This window comes from Thauera sp. WB-2, from assembly GCF_027594845.1.
Classification (GTDB): Bacteria; Pseudomonadota; Gammaproteobacteria; order Burkholderiales; family Rhodocyclaceae; genus Thauera; species Thauera mechernichensis.
In genome coordinates, this window is the sequence record NZ_CP088935.1 from 2,952,134 (window position 1) to 2,970,331 (window position 18,198).

Consider the following 18,198-nt stretch of genomic DNA (forward strand, 5'->3'; position numbering starts at 1 on the left):
CCCGCGGTACGCCGGCACCGGGCCAAGCCGCGCGGTTCATCCCCACGCCCGTGGGGAACGCTGTTGTCGGCAACGGAGATCATTGCGGGCGTCCGGTTCATCCCCACGCCCGTGGGGAACGCGGACGTGCGTTCGCGACAGCCGCCAGGACGCACGGTTCATCCCCACGCCCGTGGGGAACGCACGCCCAGGCCTGCGGCCACGGGGGCGACGTACGGTTCATCCCCACGCCCGTGGGGAACGCGTCCACCTCCTCGTAGTAATCGCGCTTCAGGTCGGTTCATCCCCACGCCCGTGGGGAACGCTCGATCTGGCGCCGGATATCCTCCGCCGCGTTCGGTTCATCCCCACGCCCGTGGGGAACGCGAGTACAAGCCGGTGTCGAGCGCGTTCGAGAGCGGTTCATCCCCACGCCCGTGGGGAACGCAAGCTGTACCCCCGACCCGCCCGGTTGATGACCGGTTCATCCCCACGCCCGTGGGGAACGCAACAACTCCCACAGCCCCGGATGCATCCGCGCCGGTTCATCCCCACGCCCGTGGGGAACGCCATCGTGCGTCGCCGCCGGCCGGTGGTCGGGTCGGTTCATCCCCACGCCCGTGGGGAACGCGTCAGCTTGTAATAGCTGAGGTTTGCCATGACCGGTTCATCCCCACGCCCGTGGGGAACGCAGCACGGTCCAGCCGTTGGCCTCGGCGAACGTCGGTTCATCCCCACGCCCGTGGGGAACGCTGACCTCCATCGTGCTCACATCGATCAGCGCGCGGTTCATCCCCACGCCCGTGGGGAACGCTGCATGCCGTTCGTGCCCTGCCCTACGCGCCACGGTTCATCCCCACGCCCGTGGGGAACGCGGCCAGATCGGCGCGGACGAACATCTCGACATCCGGTTCATCCCCACGCCCGTGGGGAACGCGCGCGCCCACACATCGTCGGGGATGTCCGGGGCGGTTCATCCCCACGCCCGTGGGGAACGCCCGATTGCCGTCCTTCTCGCGTTCTGCATTCGCGGTTCATCCCCACGCCCGTGGGGAACGCTTCATGGAAGCGCTCTTGCCGGATCGCCAACACGGTTCATCCCCACGCCCGTGGGGAACGCATAAGCACCGCCTCGATGTGGATGGTATCGGCCGGTTCATCCCCACGCCCGTGGGGAACGCTCGGCGTGGCTGAAGGCCGATCGATTCTGATACGGTTCATCCCCACGCCCGTGGGGAACGCCCGTTCATCAAGGCGGTCATGATCCTCAGCGCCGGTTCATCCCCACGCCCGTGGGGAACGCTTTGGCAATTCAGCATATGTTCTGCGTTGGCACGGTTCATCCCCACGCCCGTGGGGAACGCGCTGTGGGGGTGGGCGAGCTCACGCTCGATGTCGGTTCATCCCCACGCCCGTGGGGAACGCGTTCTCGTCCGCGATGGCGGCGATCAGTTGTGCGGTTCATCCCCACGCCCGTGGGGAACGCGCTGTAGTAGACGAGCGGGCGTGCGCGCGTGACGGTTCATCCCCACGCCCGTGGGGAACGCTCGCGGCTGGCAGTGGCGCACAGCACGTCGCCCGGTTCATCCCCACGCCCGTGGGGAACGCAATCCAAGCGCCTTGGCTGCCTTCGCAGTGATCGGTTCATCCCCACGCCCGTGGGGAACGCCTGGGCGGCGAATGTGGCGTGAGCCTCGGCGCCGGTTCATCCCCACGCCCGTGGGGAACGCGTACGAGTTACATACGGAAGGTGCAGGACGGCCGGTTCATCCCCACGCCCGTGGGGAACGCCCCCCCTCAGGAGTGGGTAGAAAGCCGCAAGGCGGTTCATCCCCACGCCCGTGGGGAACGCGTAGAAGCTGATGCGGTGCCACTCGACAGACTCCGGTTCATCCCCACGCCCGTGGGGAACGCTGCGGCTGGGCGAACTGCGGGATCGGCTCGGGCGGTTCATCCCCACGCCCGTGGGGAACGCATTGCTGCCGCATAACTCTATGTTGAACTAAACCGCTGACGCGGTGGCCGCGAACCCAAGCGCCACCGCGTTTTTTCATGACGTCTGCGCCGCTGACCTACCTTGAAACGGGGGATGTCCCCGCGTTCAAGGAGAAGTGTCATGAGCCCCTTACGTCAGCAGATGATCGACGCGATGGTGCTGCGCGGATTGGCACGGCGCACGCAGCAGGCCTACCTGTCGGTGGTGGCGCAGTTGGCCGCGCACTACCACTGCAGCCCCGACCGGCTCGATGGCGCGCAAGTCAAGGCCTGGCTGCTGCACCGGATCACCGAGCGGCACCTGGCCTACACGACCGTGAACCAGGCCGTGTGCGCGCTGAAGTTCTTCTTCGACACCGTGCTGGGCCGCAGGGCTGAGGCCGTCACGATTCCCTACGCGCACACGCCGCAGCGTCAGCCGGAGATCCTCTCGCGCGAGGAACTGGCACGCCTGTTCGAAGCGGCCGCCAATCTGCGCACGCGCACACTGTTGATGACGGCCTACGCGGCCGGACTGCGGGTGTCCGAGGTGTGCGCGCTGCGCATCGCCGACATCGACAGCGCACCGGACCGCATGTGCATCCGGGTGGTGGCAGGCAAGGGCGGCAAGGATCGCTACACGCTGCTCAGCCCGAGCCTGCTCGAAGCGCTGCGCGTCTATTGGCGCATCTGCAAACCCCGCGTCTGGCTGTTCCCTCGCGCCACCGACGCCGCCCAGCCCTTTGACATCAGCAGTGCGCAACGTGCGTACTACCGTGCCCGCGACCGGGCCGGCATCACCAAGACGGGCGGCATCCACACGCTGCGCCACGCCTTCGCCACCCATCTGCTGGAGGCTGGCGTCGATCTGGCCACGCTCGCGAAGCTCCTGGGCCACGGCCACCTGTCGACCACGCAGCGCTACCTGCATCTGGCGCGTCCGGGTTCAATCCCCCACGACAGCCCGCTCGATCTGCTGCGCCGGCTCTGAGGCCGAGCGGCCATGGACCGCCCCACGCTGGCCGGCATCCTGCGCACGCACGGCAGCATCGACCGCCGCCGCCATGCGCTGTCGCCCACCCAGGCGCGGGCCTGGCGTGCCATCGTCGACTGCCGCACCGCCGCGCTCGGCGGCGTACGCGAGCGTTGCGCAAACTGCGGCGCCGAGCGCCATGTCTGGCGCTCGTGTCGCAACCGGCATTGCCCGCAGTGCCAGACGCGGGCCAAGGAGGCCTGGCGTGCGGCGCGCCTGCGCGAGGTGCTGCCGGTGCCCTACGCGCACTGGGTGTTCACGCTGCCCCACGCGCTCAATCCACTGGCGATCCGGCACCCGCGCTGGCTCTACGGTGCGTTGTTCGACAGTGCGGCGGCCACCTTGCTCGAGCTCGCCGCCCACCCGCGCTGGCTGGGCGCCGTGCCTGGCTTCAGCCTCGTGCTGCACACCTGGAGCCAGGACCTGCGCATGCACCTGCATGTGCACGCCCTGATCACCTGTGGCGGGCTCGACGCCGAGGGCAGATGGCGCGCACCGGTGCGCGGTACGCGCTTCCTGTTTCCCGTCCAGGCCGCCTCGAAGGTGTTTCGCGGCAAGTTCCTCGCGCGGCTCGACGCGGCCCACCGCAGCGGCGAGCTGGCCGACGATCCGAGCGCTGCGCCGGGTGCATGGCAAGCCCGACGTCGTGCGCTACTGGCGCACGACTGGGTGGTCTACGCCAAGCCGCCGCCCGGCGGACCCGCCCAGGTGCTCGACTACCTTGCCCGCTACACGCACCGCGTGGCGCTCTCGAACGACCGCCTGCTTGGCTGCGGTGCGGGCCAGGTGCGCCTTCGGGTGCGCGACAACCAGACCGGAGGCAAACGTACGGTGAGCCTGCCGACCGACACCTTCATCGGACGCTTCCTGCGCCACGTGCTGCCGGCCGGCTTCAAGCGCCTGCGCCACTACGGGCTGCTCGCCTGCGGCCACAAGCGTGCCCGGCTTGCCGCCGCCCGTGCGGCGCTCCAGACGCCGGCACCACAAGCAGTCGCTATCGAAGCGGCCGAACACTTCCTCGCGCGCGTAAGCGGGGAGGACCCGCGATGCTGCCCGCACTGCGGGGTCGGGCGTTGGCACACGGTCGAGATCGTCATGGCTCGCCGGTACGACCCACCTGCACCGGCGCCGCGCTGTCGGGATGGGCCACCATGAACACTCACGCGCCCCCATCTCAATCCTCGCTGATGCGGCGCTCGCACCGGCAGGCCGTGGCACGTTCCCGGACTGGCGAACGCGACCGACACCACCCGCCCGACGCAGGGTCGGCACCCGATTGCGGCCGATTACGGCGATGGCCGCGAGCGCTGAGCCGGGAGCGGCGACCCGCTGATGCCAGGGGCCTGTCGCGCTCTATCCAATGTGGATGAGCCGCGCGTAGAATCCCCAGTATCACCGCCAGCGCGGCGGTTCAGTTCAACAAGGCTTATCCCTCGCGGCAGGCGCCCGCGCACTGAACGGCGCTTGCGGCGCGAGGGATAAACCCTATTCGTTATCCGGCACGGTTCATCCCCACGCCCGTGGGGAACGCCCGCCTTGCAGTAGCCGATCACGAGCTTGATGCGGTTCATCCCCACGCCCGTGGGGAACGCCCCGCGAGCAGTACCTGCTCGATCGTGGTCCGCTGGTTCATCCCCACGCCCGTGGGGAACGCCCTGGATGGCAGCAACCCCAGCCCTAGACACGCGGTTCATCCCCACGCCCGTGGGGAACGCGCGACCGACGATGATGCGGGTGGACAGAACCTCGGTTCATCCCCACGCCCGTGGGGAACGCCAGCGCCCGGCTGTGCGCTACTGGGGCAGCAGCGGTTCATCCCCACGCCCGTGGGGAACGCTGGTTTGGGTCGAGGATGCTGACATGCACCGGCGGTTCATCCCCACGCCCGTGGGGAACGCTCAGCGGTCAGGCCGCCGGCGCCCTGGGCCGCCGGTTCATCCCCACGCCCGTGGGGAACGCAGCCGCACTGGCCTCCCGACCAGCGCCATGGGCGGTTCATCCCCACGCCCGTGGGGAACGCGGCATCTCTGCGCAGTGGTCCCAGCCGATGGCCGGTTCATCCCCACGCCCGTGGGGAACGCGTGTACGTGCAGTACGCCAGCAAAGCCTCTCCTCGGTTCATCCCCACGCCCGTGGGGAACGCTTTCGTTGAAACACGCTTGGACTTCCCATCCGCGGTTCATCCCCACGCCCGTGGGGAACGCGCCGGCGCGGGCCCGACTGACCGCATCGTCTACGGTTCATCCCCACGCCCGTGGGGAACGCCGTCTCCCTCTGTGCTGCGCTCCTCCGCAGACCGGTTCATCCCCACGCCCGTGGGGAACGCTGGGCAAAGTCCCGACCGACGCGGCCCGCGACCGGTTCATCCCCACGCCCGTGGGGAACGCTCGGGATGCGCTGGCACCAGTGGCTGCAAAATCGGTTCATCCCCACGCCCGTGGGGAACGCGGTACCGAAGGGCGGTTCATGTTCCGTGACACCGGTTCATCCCCACGCCCGTGGGGAACGCGCTCGGGCTCATCGGTCAGCGCGTGCGCATCGCGGTTCATCCCCACGCCCGTGGGGAACGCACGCCGACGAACTCGCCGTCACGCTCTGGACCCGGTTCATCCCCACGCCCGTGGGGAACGCGCAACCCCGAGCGCGGTAAAAGCTGCATACGACGGTTCATCCCCACGCCCGTGGGGAACGCCACGCCGCTGATCTCACGGGATTGGTTAGCGTCGGTTCATCCCCACGCCCGTGGGGAACGCCTTGGCGTAACCCACTTGCCCGCTGATGCGGGCGGTTCATCCCCACGCCCGTGGGGAACGCGCCACGGCATCGGTTGGCACATTGCAGCCATGCGGTTCATCCCCACGCCCGTGGGGAACGCTCCCGAGGGCGTTTGTTTGATGCCGTCGTCACCGGTTCATCCCCACGCCCGTGGGGAACGCTAGAAGCTGATGCGGTGCCACTCGGTCGCCTCCGGTTCATCCCCACGCCCGTGGGGAACGCACTTCCTCTATCCCCATGAAAAATCATGGAAATTCAAGCCCACCAAATTCTACCGACCAAAACCAATGCCAAGAGAATTTCAGATTATTAAAGATCTTCCGAGCGTGCCTCAGGGTGGAAGCTCACCAGACGCACGCCGTCCCAATCCGCAGGAAGACGCCTGTTTGCTCCGAGCGTCTCGAACTCGAAGCCAGCCTCGTTGTTCATCTGCCACGCGATAACCGCATTCCCATCCTCGATCCCCTCCTGCACCTGTGCCCATATATGCTCGCGAACGCGGCGGGAATACTGGCCGACATACACGCCAGCACGAACCTCCAGCAGCCACACCGCGAGTCGTCCCCGCAGCCTCGGCGGCGCATTCTCAAGAACGATGACCAGCATCGCCAAGATGTTCCCCATCGGAAAAGGCGGGTCCCACCGAATCGGCAGGAGCCTCAGGTCGAGCGATCTCCCCTGCGGCGAGGACTTCCTCTATATCAGGGATGATGCGCTCCAGAAGGCGTGTTTGCCGGAACATGTCTCGGCAAGCAAGTCGAACAGCACGTTCGGGATTCGGCGGGCTGCTCGCCGCGATCTTGAAAGCAGCCGGGACCACGGTCTCAAACTTGTAGATGTCCGCGACATCGTAGACAAACGAAAGCGGCTTGCCGGTGTGGATGAATCCAACCGCCGGAGCATAGCCCGCAGCGAGGACAGCGGCCTCGGTAACGCCGTAGAGCGCGGCCGTTGCGGCGGACAGACAGCGATTGGGCAAGTCGGATACATCCCAGGCTTCGGGGTTGTAATTGCGCCCCGACCATGTCACACCGAACTTCTGTGCAAGCAGTTGATAGGTCTTCCGAACCCGTACGCCCTCGATGCCACGCAACTGCTCGACACTTCTGCGCGCAGGAGGCTCCTCGCCGAAGCGCATCGCGTACATCTTCCGCACCACCTTGAGCCGCAGGCCTTCATCGAGTGCCAGCCGAGCCTGATAGAGCAATCGGTCGGCGCGAGCCCCGCCCGGCTGACCGGCCGAGTACAGGCGAACACCCGCCTCGCCCACCCACACCAGCAAGGTACCCACGCGCGCTGCGAGCGCCGCCGCCATGTGGGATACCCGCGTCCCGGGTTCCAGCATGATGCACGCGACACCGCCGACGGGGATGTGGGTGAGCACCGGCCGCACCCGGAAACCCTGCTGATCGACCACGACAAAGGCCCCGTCGACGACATCGATCTCGCCCTTCTCGACGAAGACGATGGACATGCGCTCCTTGATCGGGATGGGCTTCAGGGGTGGAAGCATGTGAGTACGTCAGACCTCGTCGGCGGCACTCAACGCCGCATGCACGGCCGCATCGCTCAGGTAATGTCCGGTGCTGCGCATCTGCGCGATCAAGGGACGGATCTCCTGCAACTGCCCTCTGCGCTTGGCAAGGACGAGCACGCCGAGTGTGCCGATGACCTTGAGTCCAAGCGCACGCGCGTGCGTCACCGCTGCCCGGTCGTCCATCAGCAGGCCGGCGCCGATCTCGCGCGCCCGGGCAATCGCACTCGACTCACCCGGATCCAGCGGGCCGTCATCCGCAGCCGCAGCGTCCGGGCAGCGCCGGATGAGGCCGGACGAAAGTGCATCCGCTATCCTCTGCGCGTCCGGAAGGTCCGGGTGGGCAAGGCATTCATCCAGCACCGTCGCGGTCACCTGAACGTCGGCAAACAGGAACGGCAGCAGATCCAGACGATGCAGACGCCCGAGCGCAATCAGGGGCCCGGCATCGGCAACGACCACCGACAAACGTTCAGCCGAAATCTGCAAGCTCCTGCTCCAGTTCATCCGCAGTCGTCCGGATGACCGGGATGCCGTACCGACCGAGCAGGTCCACCATCTCCCTCACCGAGCGGCCTGCCATGCGAGCCGCTCGGCTCAGCGAGATACGTTCTTCGTCGAACAAGTGGATGGCCAGCGCGACCCCCACACCTTCTTTCAGCAAGGCGTCGTCGAAGGGCACGGCAACGAAGACCGGCGTGCCGTGCTTGGTGACGACAGACAGCTTGCCAGCCTCAGCTCCCCGGATCAGCTCACCGGTGCGCTCGCGAAGGTCTCGTACGGTAAAGGTTTCCATGGCGGTGCTCGCGTTGATTTGTGCTATCAAATGATAGAACAAATCACGTCGCAGGACGAACGAGCAACAAGCCACAACCAAACGCCTTCGCGCGCCCGATGCCGTTTGCGAGTGCGCTTACGAACCGCTCCGCGTCGGTCACGACCAATTCGCCCGCCAGGTCGACCGTGCTGAAACGCAACTGACCACGCTTGCCGCCATGTTGCTCGTAGGCCGCCACTGAGACTGTCGATTTGTCGAGTTCGAATCCGTACTGTTCGGCACGGCTAATGAGCCAGTCGGTGCATGCGGCATGAGCCAGGTCGTAGAGCGGTGGTGGCGGGTCCGGCTGGCCATCGGCTGTGGTCCGGTCCGGCTTCCATGCTTTCCAGTTGGGCAGGTCGCGAGCCGCAAGCAAGCGTTTCTTCGCATCCATGACCACATCGTGACGCACTGCGCCCTTGTCGCCCGTACGCGAAACCACCGGGTTGGCGCGTAATTCGAAACTCAGCCGCGCGCCGTTTGGCACCTGCGGCCGATACTCGCGGCACTGAATCTGCCAGGCGCCTGAATCAAGCTGGGGTTTCCGCTGCGATACAACGTAGAAGCGGGGCAGGCCCTCGGCATCCCGTCGGCGAAACAGGAAGTCCCGTTCCGTCCCCGCTGGCGCGGGGAAGAAGCGCCACAGCCATTGGTGTTCGCCATAGGCGTCACCCAACCATTCGTGCGCAGCGCGGCGCTCGAATCCGGGGCGAGGGGTAATCAAGCTGAAGTACACGTTCAGGCCTCCTTGCGGATCAGTGCCACATGCTCGCTGCGGTCGCCAAACTGCCACCCCTTTCGACGAAGCGGGCGATCCTTGCGGGTCACGGTAAGATCGGGCGCAAGGCCGACGGCAATGCCTTGTCCCCAGGCGATGCGCTCCACCGGAGGCGGCAGTTCGAGTGATTCACCGCGCACGGTGCCGTTGAGCTTGGTGATTGCCTCGGTCAGGCGCTCCAGGTAGGTGTCGAAAGCCTGGTCCGCGCTGTCCGCCTCGATGATCTGCGGATGCAGCGGGGCGCCGGGTGGGCATGCCTTGCGCCCGAGATAGAGGACGAAACATGGCGTGCGCAGTGCATCGGCGAGCATTTCCAGCGGATAGGGGCTGCCCTCGCTTGCCTGAATGGCGACCAGAAAGCCGGCATCCTGCCGATAGTCGCGGGTGGACAGAATGGTGTTGAGGTCGTGCCGGGGGATGGCCAGTTCGTCGCGCCGCGAGGCATGCGGGCGCTTCTTCAGGCTGGCCTGGCTGGGCACCTGGGCGGTGTGATAGTCGCGCAGCAGGGTGCCCGAAGATTGCACCCCTACTGCGTAGCCGTAGGCATCCCGCAGCGTGGCGTGGGCGGCTTCATCCTCGCGCCGCAGGCCGAGCGCCGCACCCAGCAAGCCGACCAGGGCGGAGATGCCGGGGTAATCGTGGCTCGGCCGGTATTCTCCAACCGCGGTGTCACCCCACGCCGATAGGCTCTGTGCCGTTTCCAGTGGAAATTGACTTCTCAACAAACATGACCCTCGGTGGTACAACCGCCCGACACTGACGCCGACCTCGCGCCCGATGAACACCCAGATCGAAGCTCTCTTCACCACCGCACTTGGCCTGCAGCCGCCCTGGTACGTCGCCAAGGTCGAGCTCAACACAGCCAAGCGGCGGATCGACTTCGAGGTCGAGCACACCGGCGCTCGTGCTACGTGTCCGGCGTGTGGGGCCGAGCCCCAGTTGATCCACGACCGGGTCCGGCGTAGCTGGCGTCACCTGGATTTCTTTCAGTTCGAAGCGTGGCTGCATGCCGCGATTCCGCGCGTTCAGTGCAACGGCTGCGGCAAGACCACGCAGCTGCCGGTGCCGTGGGCGCGTGAGGGGAGCGGCTTTACCCTGCTGTTCGAGGCGCTGAGTCTGTCGCTGTGCCGAGAGATGCCGGTGCGCCAGGCGGCCAACCAGTTGCGGGTTGCCCCGAAGCGCCTGTGGCGCCGCGTGCGCCATTACGTCGAGGTGGCCCGTGCCAAAGACGACATGTCGTGCGTGCGCTACGTCGGGATCGACGAGACCAGCGTCAAGCGTGGTCACGAGTACATCACCGTCGTGCATGACCTTGAAGCCAAGCGCTTGCTGTTTGCCACCCCGGGGCGCGATCACGCTACGTTGCAGGTCTTTGCCCAGGACATGCGTGCGCACGGCGGCGATCCGCTGACCATTGAGCACGCGTGTATCGACATGAGCGCGGCCTACGCCAAGGGAGTCGACCAGTCGCTGCCCAATGCCCGGATCAGCTACGACCGCTTTCATGTCGTGGCGCTGGCCAACGCGGCGATGGACGAGGTGCGTCGCGAAGAGATGCGTAGCTCGGCGGCAGCGGTGCGCGAAGCGGTCGGCGCACAGAGCAAGAAGACGCTGCGTCAGCTGCTGTGGGGGATGCGCAAGAACCCGGTGAGCTGGACCCGTGCCCAGTTCGAGGCGATGCACTGGCTGCAACGCTCGAATCTGAAGAGCGCGCGTGCGTGGCGCCTGAAGCAGGCACTGCGGCTGGTCTATCGCGATGCAGCCGCGAGCAACAGCGAGGAGATCGCGCAAGGTGCCATGAGCAAATGGCTGAGCTGGGCGCGCCGCAGCCGCCTGGAGCCCTTCAAGCGGCTGGCCCTCACCCTGAAGGAGCACCTCGGCGGCGTCGTGCGCGGCATGCTCGACGGACGCAGCAACGCCTACGTTGAAGCGATGAACGGCCTGCTCCAACAGACGAAGACCGCCGCCCGAGGCTTCCGCAACATCGAGAACTTCATCGCCATGGCCTACCTGCGAATGTCCAAGCTCAAGCATCTACCGCAGAACCCCCTGGTGCCGGCCGTCGCCCGCGACTACGGGCGCTACCGTCATGTTTGTTGAGAAGTCAATTTCCACTGGAAACGGCATAGAGCCCGCCGATAGCGGCGCCTGAAGTTGAAAGACGAGTAGTGGCATGGCTTCACTCCTGGGTGAAGCGGATCAGCTCATCCAGACTACCCTCGCCGGTTTCCGCGTTGATCGCGTAGCGTGCATCCGCGCAGGCACCGTACACCTTGTCGAAATTGGCGCGACGCGTCTCGATGGCTTTCACCGCCTTCTCCAGCATGTCCTCGCCCTCGAAGGGTTTGACCGGCTTGAGAAAGGCCTGGGCAAGCGAGCGCGGTTGCTGGTCGCCCTTCTCGGCGAGCACGTAGCTGGCGTAGGCGCGCGACGCGTGGCTGTTCTGCATGCCGGTGGGGCTGACCTTGGTGACTGCATGGATGAAGGCCTGGAGCGCCTTTTCCGCCAGCGCCTTGTCGCCGCCGAGGTTGTCCACGAGCAAGGCTCGGTCGATGCAGATATAGAGATAGAACAGACCGGCGCCGTAGCTGCGCTCGCCAATGTGTGCAGCACCCTTGTCGGTGAGACCATTGTTGAGATCGTCGACCGCGCTGAAGTAGTCGTCTTCGACCGCGCTCTTGTGCACGGTGATGGCGTGTGCGACCTGGATGGCTGCTTCCATGTTGAAGGCCGGGCTGTCTGCGAGCATGCGACCGAACATGGCGATGTCTGCCGCCTTGCGGGGGATGCGCAGCAGCTTGAGTTCTTCCTCGGTCGGCCCGGCGTTACGGGTCGCGCAAGTCTGCGCGAGTTGCTCGACGGCCTCGACTTCTTCGGGGCTGAAGTGCGCGAGTTGTTCGATTTGCAGGTCTTCGTCCTTCTCCGCTTTCTTGTCGGACTTCAGCTTGCCGAACTTGCCGACGATCTGGCGCGCCCACTCACGGGCGTTCTTATCGGACACGCCCGCCGCGATCAGCACATCGTGCACGCGCTTGCCCATGTCCTTGGTGCGGGTACCGATATGACCAGCCAGGGCGGTTTCGAAGATGTCCGACGTCCGCCATGCGCGCTTCTGGCTTTGCGAGGAGATCCGTAGCCGCAGCGCATCGCCCATCAGGGCCGTTTTGGGACGGCCGGTGTCGTCACGGTTGAGGTTGGAGGGCGGGTAGCTGGTCAGCACGTGCAGTTGAACGAAGCGGGACATGGGGTGTTCTCCTTGAGCGGAAAGGGTGAGGGAATCGTGACGGAATCGGGGGAGTCAGTCGGCGCTGCGAGTGGGCCAGTCATAGGCGTAGGCCCACCGCTTCTTGCGGTCGTCACCCCAGAACAGGATGTCGTCGGCCAGTGCAATCACATCCACGCGGTGCTCCATGATCGGCAGCACGCGCCGCAAACCCGCGAACAGGCTGTCGACATCGGGTGACTCCAGTAGACGCGTAAAGCGCAACTCGCTGACCAGCGGCCTGTCCTCGCCGGGCGCCTTGTGGCTCATTGCCTTGGCGGGTGACCCCGGTTGATCCTGAGTGACATGCGCGAGCAGGCCGACAATGGCGGCGAGGCGGTCGTCGTGCGTGGAGACGCTGTTCGCGTTCCATCCGGCTGCCTTGAATCGACGGTAGAGACGCTGATAGGGCGCACTCAGGGCGACGGCGGTGACGGTGGGTGCGCGGCGCAGGATGGCGCGGCTGGCGCGGTCGTCTTCGAGCTTCTGCCACCAGTTGAGCAGAATCGTGCCGTAGGCGTTGTCGCGTGAGAATCGGTCGGACATGGGATCTCCTCAGACGTCTGCCGTCGCGGGCTTGCCGCGGCCGGCTGCGGGTTTGTCGGCGGCAGGCAGACGCAGCACTTCGCGCATCTTCTTGCCGTTCAGGCTGTTCAACAGTTGCCGGTGGGCTTCGGCCACGCGCCGTGGCTTCTGTCGCTCGATGGGGCCAGCGCCGACGAAGGTGGTGTCGAACAAATCCAAGGCGGCGCTACGCAGGGCGTGGTGCCAGGCTTGCCGGCTTTCCAGCGTATCGGGGTCGGCACTTTCGTCCTGCCGGACTGCCTCGATGTACTGCTGAAGCTTCGAATAGAAGGCAGCCTCTGTACGAGCCCAAAAGTGGCTTTGAACATTCCAGAGAAACTGCTGGCTACGCGCCGCGGGCCACCGCTTTGTTTGCGATTCCGCGAACCATGCGTTCTTGACCGCGTCATTGAGGTAGTCGGCCGCAGCATCCGAGGCTTCGATGATTGTGGCGATGGCCGGAGCAAGCGTACCCAAGGCTGATTTGCTGCACTCGCCCAAAGCGTACAAAGGCAACGTGGACTCGTACCAACAGCGCGCTTTCATGTTGTCCATGTCGTAACCGAACGCCCATAGCCGAAGGGTTCCGCCCAGTTGCCGATGTCGTGACTCGATCGCGTGGGTGACGACACGTGCCGGCCGTTGCTTATTCTTGGCATCTGGCATGCCAAGCACCCATCCCAACCAGTGTCGGTAACCTATTCCTCCAGGCTGAGGATGAAGTGGCAGCCACTCGCCCTTTGTCTCGTACTGCGGTGAAAGAGGATGCTCCCAAGCACCTTTGTAATTGTGGCCATAGTTCTTGGCCGCAAACCTGCTGATCAGCTTGGAGGACTCCTGTCCGCACAAAGCGCAGATGCCGCGCTCCAGGTTGTCGAAATCAAAGCGAATGCGCCGAGGAGTTGCCCAGAACACGTGGTCGGGATGAACCTGCTCAGGATTTATCTCCCAGTGCTTGTCCCGCTGAAGGGTTCTGATATCGGCCAACCACGGAAAGCGGAAATGCTTCTGTGCCTTGTCTGTTCGCCCATTTCGTTCGAGGTGCAAGGGGCGATGTAAGACGTTCAGCCAGATGTTTGACCAAAGTTCCCTATTCGATGCACTCAGGATAAGCGTCGTTAAGGGGCCGCCGCCTCGCAATCCAGTCCGATAGCCAGGACCACCCCCGGGCGCGTTCGTCTGAAGAGTGAATAGCCCCGCTGCAGCGCATATGGGGCATAGTGCTTCCACCTGTCCGCGCTTGACAAACAAATCCTTGTTCAGCTTGACAGTGTTGTCAGCGGGAGCATCGATAAGAAGCGCGCTGATCGGATAGGTCTCGGGAGAATCCTGCAATACGGTTGAGTCTTGCATGAAGCGCGGGCCGTCACCATCCAGTTTGAAGGCCTCGACCACGGGGGCAAACCAGTCGCGCAAGGTCTGTGCGTCGGGTGGAGTGGTGAGCAACTGCCTCCAAGCCGTCGGGCTCTCTATTGGCGCCGTCGTCTGCAGCAGGCCGATGGCGAACTGCATCAGCGCACCGTTGAAATCCGCGCGGTCGGCGTCGAATGCGATGATGTCGGGGTCCGAAAGCTGCGGCGGTGCAATCCAGTCGCGTGAGCCGTCCGTGCGGCGCACGGGCATCCAGTGGTCTTCGATGAGGTTCATTCCTGCTCCTGTTCGAACCGTTCGGCGTCTTGTATCTGCTCCAGCCCACGGACATGGTCATAGCGCCAGCGCAGAGGTCTCGAAGGCTTGTTGTCCTGTTCCATCGACAAGGCCGTGCCCGTCCAACCTTCGGCGGTTGCCTGCAGCGCCAGCACGACCGACCATTTCCCCTTGTCCGGCAGCAGCGCTTCTGCGTCCTTCACCAACTGTTCTTTGGCGCCATCTGATTCCGGTACGCGCCGTGCAATCAGCCGCTCGGCCACTTTCACGCTGCTGTAGGCCCAGGCGTGGCGCGGGTTCCCATGTTCAGCCCAGGGTCGCAGCCGGTCACCATCCCAGCGGGCCAGCAAGACGGTCATGCTCGCCTCGCCCAGGCGGGTGGGTGTCTTGGCTTCGCTCCACCAGTCGATGCCGCCGCGTATGTATCCGTCAGCGATCTTGATGGTGTTCTGCTGCGCGACGCTGAGGTCGCTGAAGTAGGCGCCGTCGGCCTGGTTGGCGTTGGCCTGCAGGCCGGACGGGAGTTCGGCGCCTTTGCCAAACACACCTTCGATGAGCGCGCGGGCATCCTCTGGCATGGCGATGCGGCCTTGCTGAAGCGCTCGGGCGGTCAGCCACAGGTGACCGTGATGGGGATAGACAGCGGCGGCCTTGGGGAAGGCCTGCTTGTACCAGTTTGCGGCAGGAGTTTCGCTCCAGGCCGGACCGAGCACCCACAGACAGGGCTGGCCTCGCTGGTCGGTCGCCTGCGGGTCGGCAAGCCGCGCGCCATCCGTGTCGCGCGGGTGGCGTTGCAATCGGCCAGCGCGCTGGATCAGGCGGTCTATGGGGGCGAGATCGGAGATCACCATGTCCCAGTCCGCATCCAGAGATTGTTCGGCGACTTGCGAAGCGATCACCAGCCTGCCCGCGCGCTGGGCTGGTGTGCTGGACCTTCCGAAGTGCGTGAGAATGCGTTTCTCGGTGGCAAGCCGGTCCTGCAGGGCGAAGCGCGCGTGGAACACGATGAGGTGATCCGCGTCGAGTTCGTTCTCAAAGTGCGCGTGGGCTGCGAGGACGTCGGAGACCGTGTTGCGCATCCAGCACACGCATTTGCCTTGGGCGAGCGCCCGGCGGATGGCACTCACCACTTCGTACTCGTCAGCGACGTAGCGAATGGCCACATCCCGGCACACCGCCTCGCGCGCAACGATGGGCTCGAGTACGGCATTCGTTTGCCCCTCGTGCCAGGACGTGACCAGCGGAAAGCCTGGCGAAGAGGCGCGAGGCAAAGGGTCCGCACCGCGCCCGCGTGCAAAGGCACTGAACAAGGCGTGCTTCATCTGTTCGGGCAGGGTTGCCGACAGGAGAATGACGCTGCCTCCGGCCATGGCGTGGAAGGTCAGTACGGTTTCGAGCACACGCTGCATGTAGGCATCGCAGGCGTGCACCTCGTCGATGATCAGCACCTTGCGAAAGAGGCCCAGCAGACGCAGGGACTGGTGTTTGCTGTAAAGGGTGGCGAGCAGGACCTGATCGATGGTGCCGACGCCGGCCGGCGCAAGCAGCGCACGCTTGGCATGATCGGCAAGCCAGGCGTTACAGCGTGCGGTGGCAGTGTCGTCCTGCTGTGCCGCGTCGCGTTCGTCCTGCCCGACTGGCAGGACGGAATCGGCGAAGGCCTCGACCAGAGCGCGCTGTCCGTGTGCCAGCACGAGGCTGGGATTGCCTTCGAACAGCTTGCGATAGACCTCCGCAATACGCCCATACATCGCGTTTGCAGTGGCCATGGTCGGCAGCGCGACGAAGAAGCCATCGGCACAGCCACTAGTCATCAGTCGGTGCGCGAGCATGACGGCCGCTTCTGTTTTGCCGGCGCCGGTGACATCCTCCAACAGGTGGATTTGCGGTGCGGATGCGAGAGGTGTATCGATCGCCCATGCCTGCAAGGGAGAGGGCCTGGCGATCTCGGCGAACAGCTCAGCGAAGCTGCGTTCGCGACATGGCACCGGCAACACGCCGACCGCCTCGATAGCCGCATCTGCGTATTTTTGCGCTTCCTGCCAGTATTCCCCGAGTGGAATCGCCTCCGAACGGTAGGGGAAGAACAGTGTGTTCGACCCAATCCAGTCTGCAAGCACTGTGACTCCCGCAAACCACCATGCAAGATCGCGACTCCGCTCTTCAAACGCTTCAGTCCCGAGTGCTGTATGTGCGCTATTGATTCCATCCAGCGGAAAGAGAGTGCGAATCTCCTCCAGGAAGTCTTCGATCGATGAGACGTCCTCCGGGCAAAAATGGTGTCGCCAGTGCCCCCGAGAGTCAGGGGGTAAACCATGATGCCCTGTGCAGGCCCGCACCCACCAACCGATACCGTCCAGCACATCTTCGCTGTCGGGCCCAAACCAGCGTCGATCGACCGCGCGGTCTTTGAGGTGCTGATCCCAGACCAGCCAGCCCAGCGTGTCATGGCGGACGCTATACGGCTTCCCGGAGTCGGCCTCGCGCCCCCGGAGATACTTGACCAGATCAGCGCGCTGCCCCTGAAACGATTCAGCGAACTTGCCAAGGTCATGCGTGGCGAGAACAAATGCGAACCACGAGTAAAGCGGTTGATCCTCAGCCAAGCCGAGCGCCCTGGCGAAGAGAGCGCTCAACGCAGGCGAGCGCTTTAGAAGCGTGACGCCCACGGCAGCCACATCGAGACAGTGATATGGCAAAAGATGATACCCGTCACCATCCGTTCCCGACGGGTGCGCTTTGCCCCAATAGCCGAAATGCCGCGCTGACATCAAATCTCATCCTGACTGTTAGCTCCACGCATTCTGGATGGGCCAAGGCTCACGGGATGAGCCTGCACTGCAAGCTCCGAAAAACTCCTCACCATGCAGACAACCTCCTCCGCCACCCGCTTCCGCAACCCCTCGGGCCCCAGCACCTCGCAATGCCGTCCATGCTTGAGCACGTCCATCATCAGCTCCCGGTGATCCGAGAACGGGACCTCGAGTATGTAGCTGCCGTCGGGCTCGAACGCGCCGCGCTGGTCCGGGTGCCAATGCTCACTGGCGACCCAGCGCGCACGCTCTGGGGAGAAGCGCAGCCTTGCGGTTTGCACCGCACCGCCTGCAAAGATGCCGTAGCCCGGGCCGAGGACGCTGTCGAGCGTCTTGTTGGGCACATCCTTTGCGGCGCGCTCCAGCAGTTCGACACGACGTACGCTATCCACGGCAAAGTTGCGCAGGCCCCCGCGCAGGTGGCACCAGGCGTCCAGGTACCAGTTCTCACGGTAGTGAACCAGCCGCTGCGGGGATATCTCGCGCTCGCTCTCCTCGTCCCTGCCACGTGCGTAGTAGCGGATACGCAGGCGTTTGCGGCCGAGCAAGGCAGCGCCGATGTTTTCGAAGTGGGTGAGCTTCATCGCACGCTTGCCGATCCCGACGATGAGCACGCGGCGGCGGATCTCGTCTGCTGGGTTGTCGGCTGCGCCAAGGAGCTTATTGAGCCGCTGGATCAAAGGTTCGACATGCGGCGCGAGCAATCCGCCTGGGTCGAGGTTTGCGAGGAGGTGCTGCATGGTGAGCAGCGCGTGAATCTCTTTGTCGGAGAACCACATACCGGGCAGTTCGATCTGGGCCCCCGTCGTTTGCGACGGGTCGATGCGATAGCCCGCCGCATCGCGATCCCAGACGATCGGGGTATTCATGCTGTCGCGCAGGAAGGCAAGATCCCTCTTGAGCGTCGCGGGCGAGACGCCCAGTTCATCAAGCAACGTGAAGCGCGAAACGATCTTCGAACGGGAGAAGAGGCTTCGAATCCTTACAAGGCGATCAGCGGGACCCATGGGCGACTCCACGAA

General features: G+C 64.9%; 14 protein-coding genes and 2 CRISPR repeat arrays (1 of these 16 running past the window's edge). Of the genes, 3 read left to right on the forward strand and 11 right to left on the reverse strand.

Features of this window, described 5'->3' with window-relative positions:
• Positions 1-1,954: direct repeats of the CRISPR family, unit length 29 nt; unit sequence CGGTTCATCCCCACGCCCGTGGGGAACGC (it extends 5,096 nt beyond the left edge of the window).
• A gap of 141 nt (positions 1,955-2,095) precedes the next feature.
• Positions 2,096-2,944, forward strand: coding sequence for a tyrosine-type recombinase/integrase (locus LQF09_RS13515; protein WP_270068208.1), 849 nt, complete (start codon positions 2,096-2,098; stop codon positions 2,942-2,944).
• A 12-nt stretch (positions 2,945-2,956) separates the two neighbouring features.
• Entirely contained in the window at positions 2,957-4,141 is a 1,185-nt protein-coding gene (locus LQF09_RS13520; RefSeq protein ID WP_270068209.1) for an IS91 family transposase, read from the forward strand.
• Between the two features lie 347 nt (positions 4,142-4,488).
• A CRISPR array of direct repeats spans positions 4,489-5,983; the repeat unit is 29 nt; unit sequence CGGTTCATCCCCACGCCCGTGGGGAACGC.
• Between the two features lie 87 nt (positions 5,984-6,070).
• Here the strand turns inward: LQF09_RS13520 and cas2e are convergent.
• The 6 genes from cas2e to cas5e are packed head-to-tail and all read right to left on the reverse strand — an operon-like array spanning position 6,071 to position 9,612.
• A complete protein-coding gene (gene cas2e / locus LQF09_RS13525; protein ID WP_270068210.1) occupies positions 6,071-6,367 on the reverse strand; it encodes a type I-E CRISPR-associated endoribonuclease Cas2e in 297 nt (98 codons plus the stop codon).
• Positions 6,348-7,235, reverse strand: coding sequence for a type I-E CRISPR-associated endonuclease Cas1e (gene cas1e, locus LQF09_RS13530; protein WP_270068211.1), 888 nt, complete (start codon positions 7,233-7,235; stop codon positions 6,348-6,350). Before cas1e ends, cas2e begins: the two co-directional genes overlap by 20 nt.
• Positions 7,236-7,283: 48 nt before the next feature.
• A complete protein-coding gene (locus tag LQF09_RS13535; RefSeq protein WP_270068212.1) occupies positions 7,284-7,784 on the reverse strand; it encodes a DUF3368 domain-containing protein in 501 nt (166 codons plus the stop codon).
• Entirely contained in the window at positions 7,768-8,091 is a 324-nt protein-coding gene (locus LQF09_RS13540) for a type II toxin-antitoxin system prevent-host-death family antitoxin (protein WP_270068213.1), read from the reverse strand. The genes LQF09_RS13535 and LQF09_RS13540 overlap by 17 nt, the downstream gene beginning before the upstream one ends.
• Before the next feature lie 43 nt (positions 8,092-8,134).
• Positions 8,135-8,848, reverse strand: a complete 714-nt coding sequence (gene cas6e / locus LQF09_RS13545) for a type I-E CRISPR-associated protein Cas6/Cse3/CasE (RefSeq protein WP_270068214.1) — start codon at positions 8,846-8,848, stop codon at positions 8,135-8,137.
• A 2-nt stretch (positions 8,849-8,850) separates the two neighbouring features.
• The gene (cas5e, locus tag LQF09_RS13550) at positions 8,851-9,612 is read right to left on the reverse strand and encodes a type I-E CRISPR-associated protein Cas5/CasD (RefSeq protein WP_270068215.1); all 762 of its coding nucleotides are present in this window, start codon (positions 9,610-9,612) and stop codon (positions 8,851-8,853) included.
• A 55-nt stretch (positions 9,613-9,667) separates the two neighbouring features.
• Here cas5e and LQF09_RS13555 point away from each other — a divergent pair, with 55 nt between their 5' ends.
• A complete protein-coding gene (locus LQF09_RS13555; RefSeq protein WP_270067959.1) occupies positions 9,668-10,990 on the forward strand; it encodes an ISL3-like element ISIde1 family transposase in 1,323 nt (440 codons plus the stop codon).
• Positions 10,991-11,069: 79 nt separating this feature from the next.
• Here the strand turns inward: LQF09_RS13555 and cas7e are convergent, their stop codons facing one another.
• From cas7e to LQF09_RS13580, 5 genes are read right to left on the reverse strand one after another with little or no spacing between them, the layout of a single operon-like run.
• Positions 11,070-12,134, reverse strand: coding sequence for a type I-E CRISPR-associated protein Cas7/Cse4/CasC (gene cas7e / locus LQF09_RS13560; protein WP_270068216.1), 1,065 nt, complete (start codon positions 12,132-12,134; stop codon positions 11,070-11,072).
• A 54-nt stretch (positions 12,135-12,188) separates the two neighbouring features.
• Entirely contained in the window at positions 12,189-12,698 is a 510-nt protein-coding gene (casB, locus tag LQF09_RS13565; RefSeq protein ID WP_270068217.1) for a type I-E CRISPR-associated protein Cse2/CasB, read from the reverse strand.
• A gap of 9 nt (positions 12,699-12,707) precedes the next feature.
• Positions 12,708-14,363, reverse strand: a complete 1,656-nt coding sequence (casA, locus tag LQF09_RS13570; protein ID WP_270068218.1) for a type I-E CRISPR-associated protein Cse1/CasA — start codon at positions 14,361-14,363, stop codon at positions 12,708-12,710.
• Positions 14,360-17,134 carry a CRISPR-associated helicase Cas3' gene (cas3, locus tag LQF09_RS13575; protein WP_270068219.1) on the reverse strand — a complete coding sequence of 925 codons (2,775 nt, stop codon included), beginning with the start codon at positions 17,132-17,134 and terminating at the stop codon, positions 14,360-14,362. Before cas3 ends, casA begins: the two co-directional genes overlap by 4 nt.
• A complete protein-coding gene (locus LQF09_RS13580) occupies positions 17,134-18,183 on the reverse strand; it encodes a helix-turn-helix transcriptional regulator (protein WP_270068220.1) in 1,050 nt (349 codons plus the stop codon). Before LQF09_RS13580 ends, cas3 begins: the two co-directional genes overlap by 1 nt.
• Positions 18,184-18,198 lie beyond the last annotated feature (15 nt).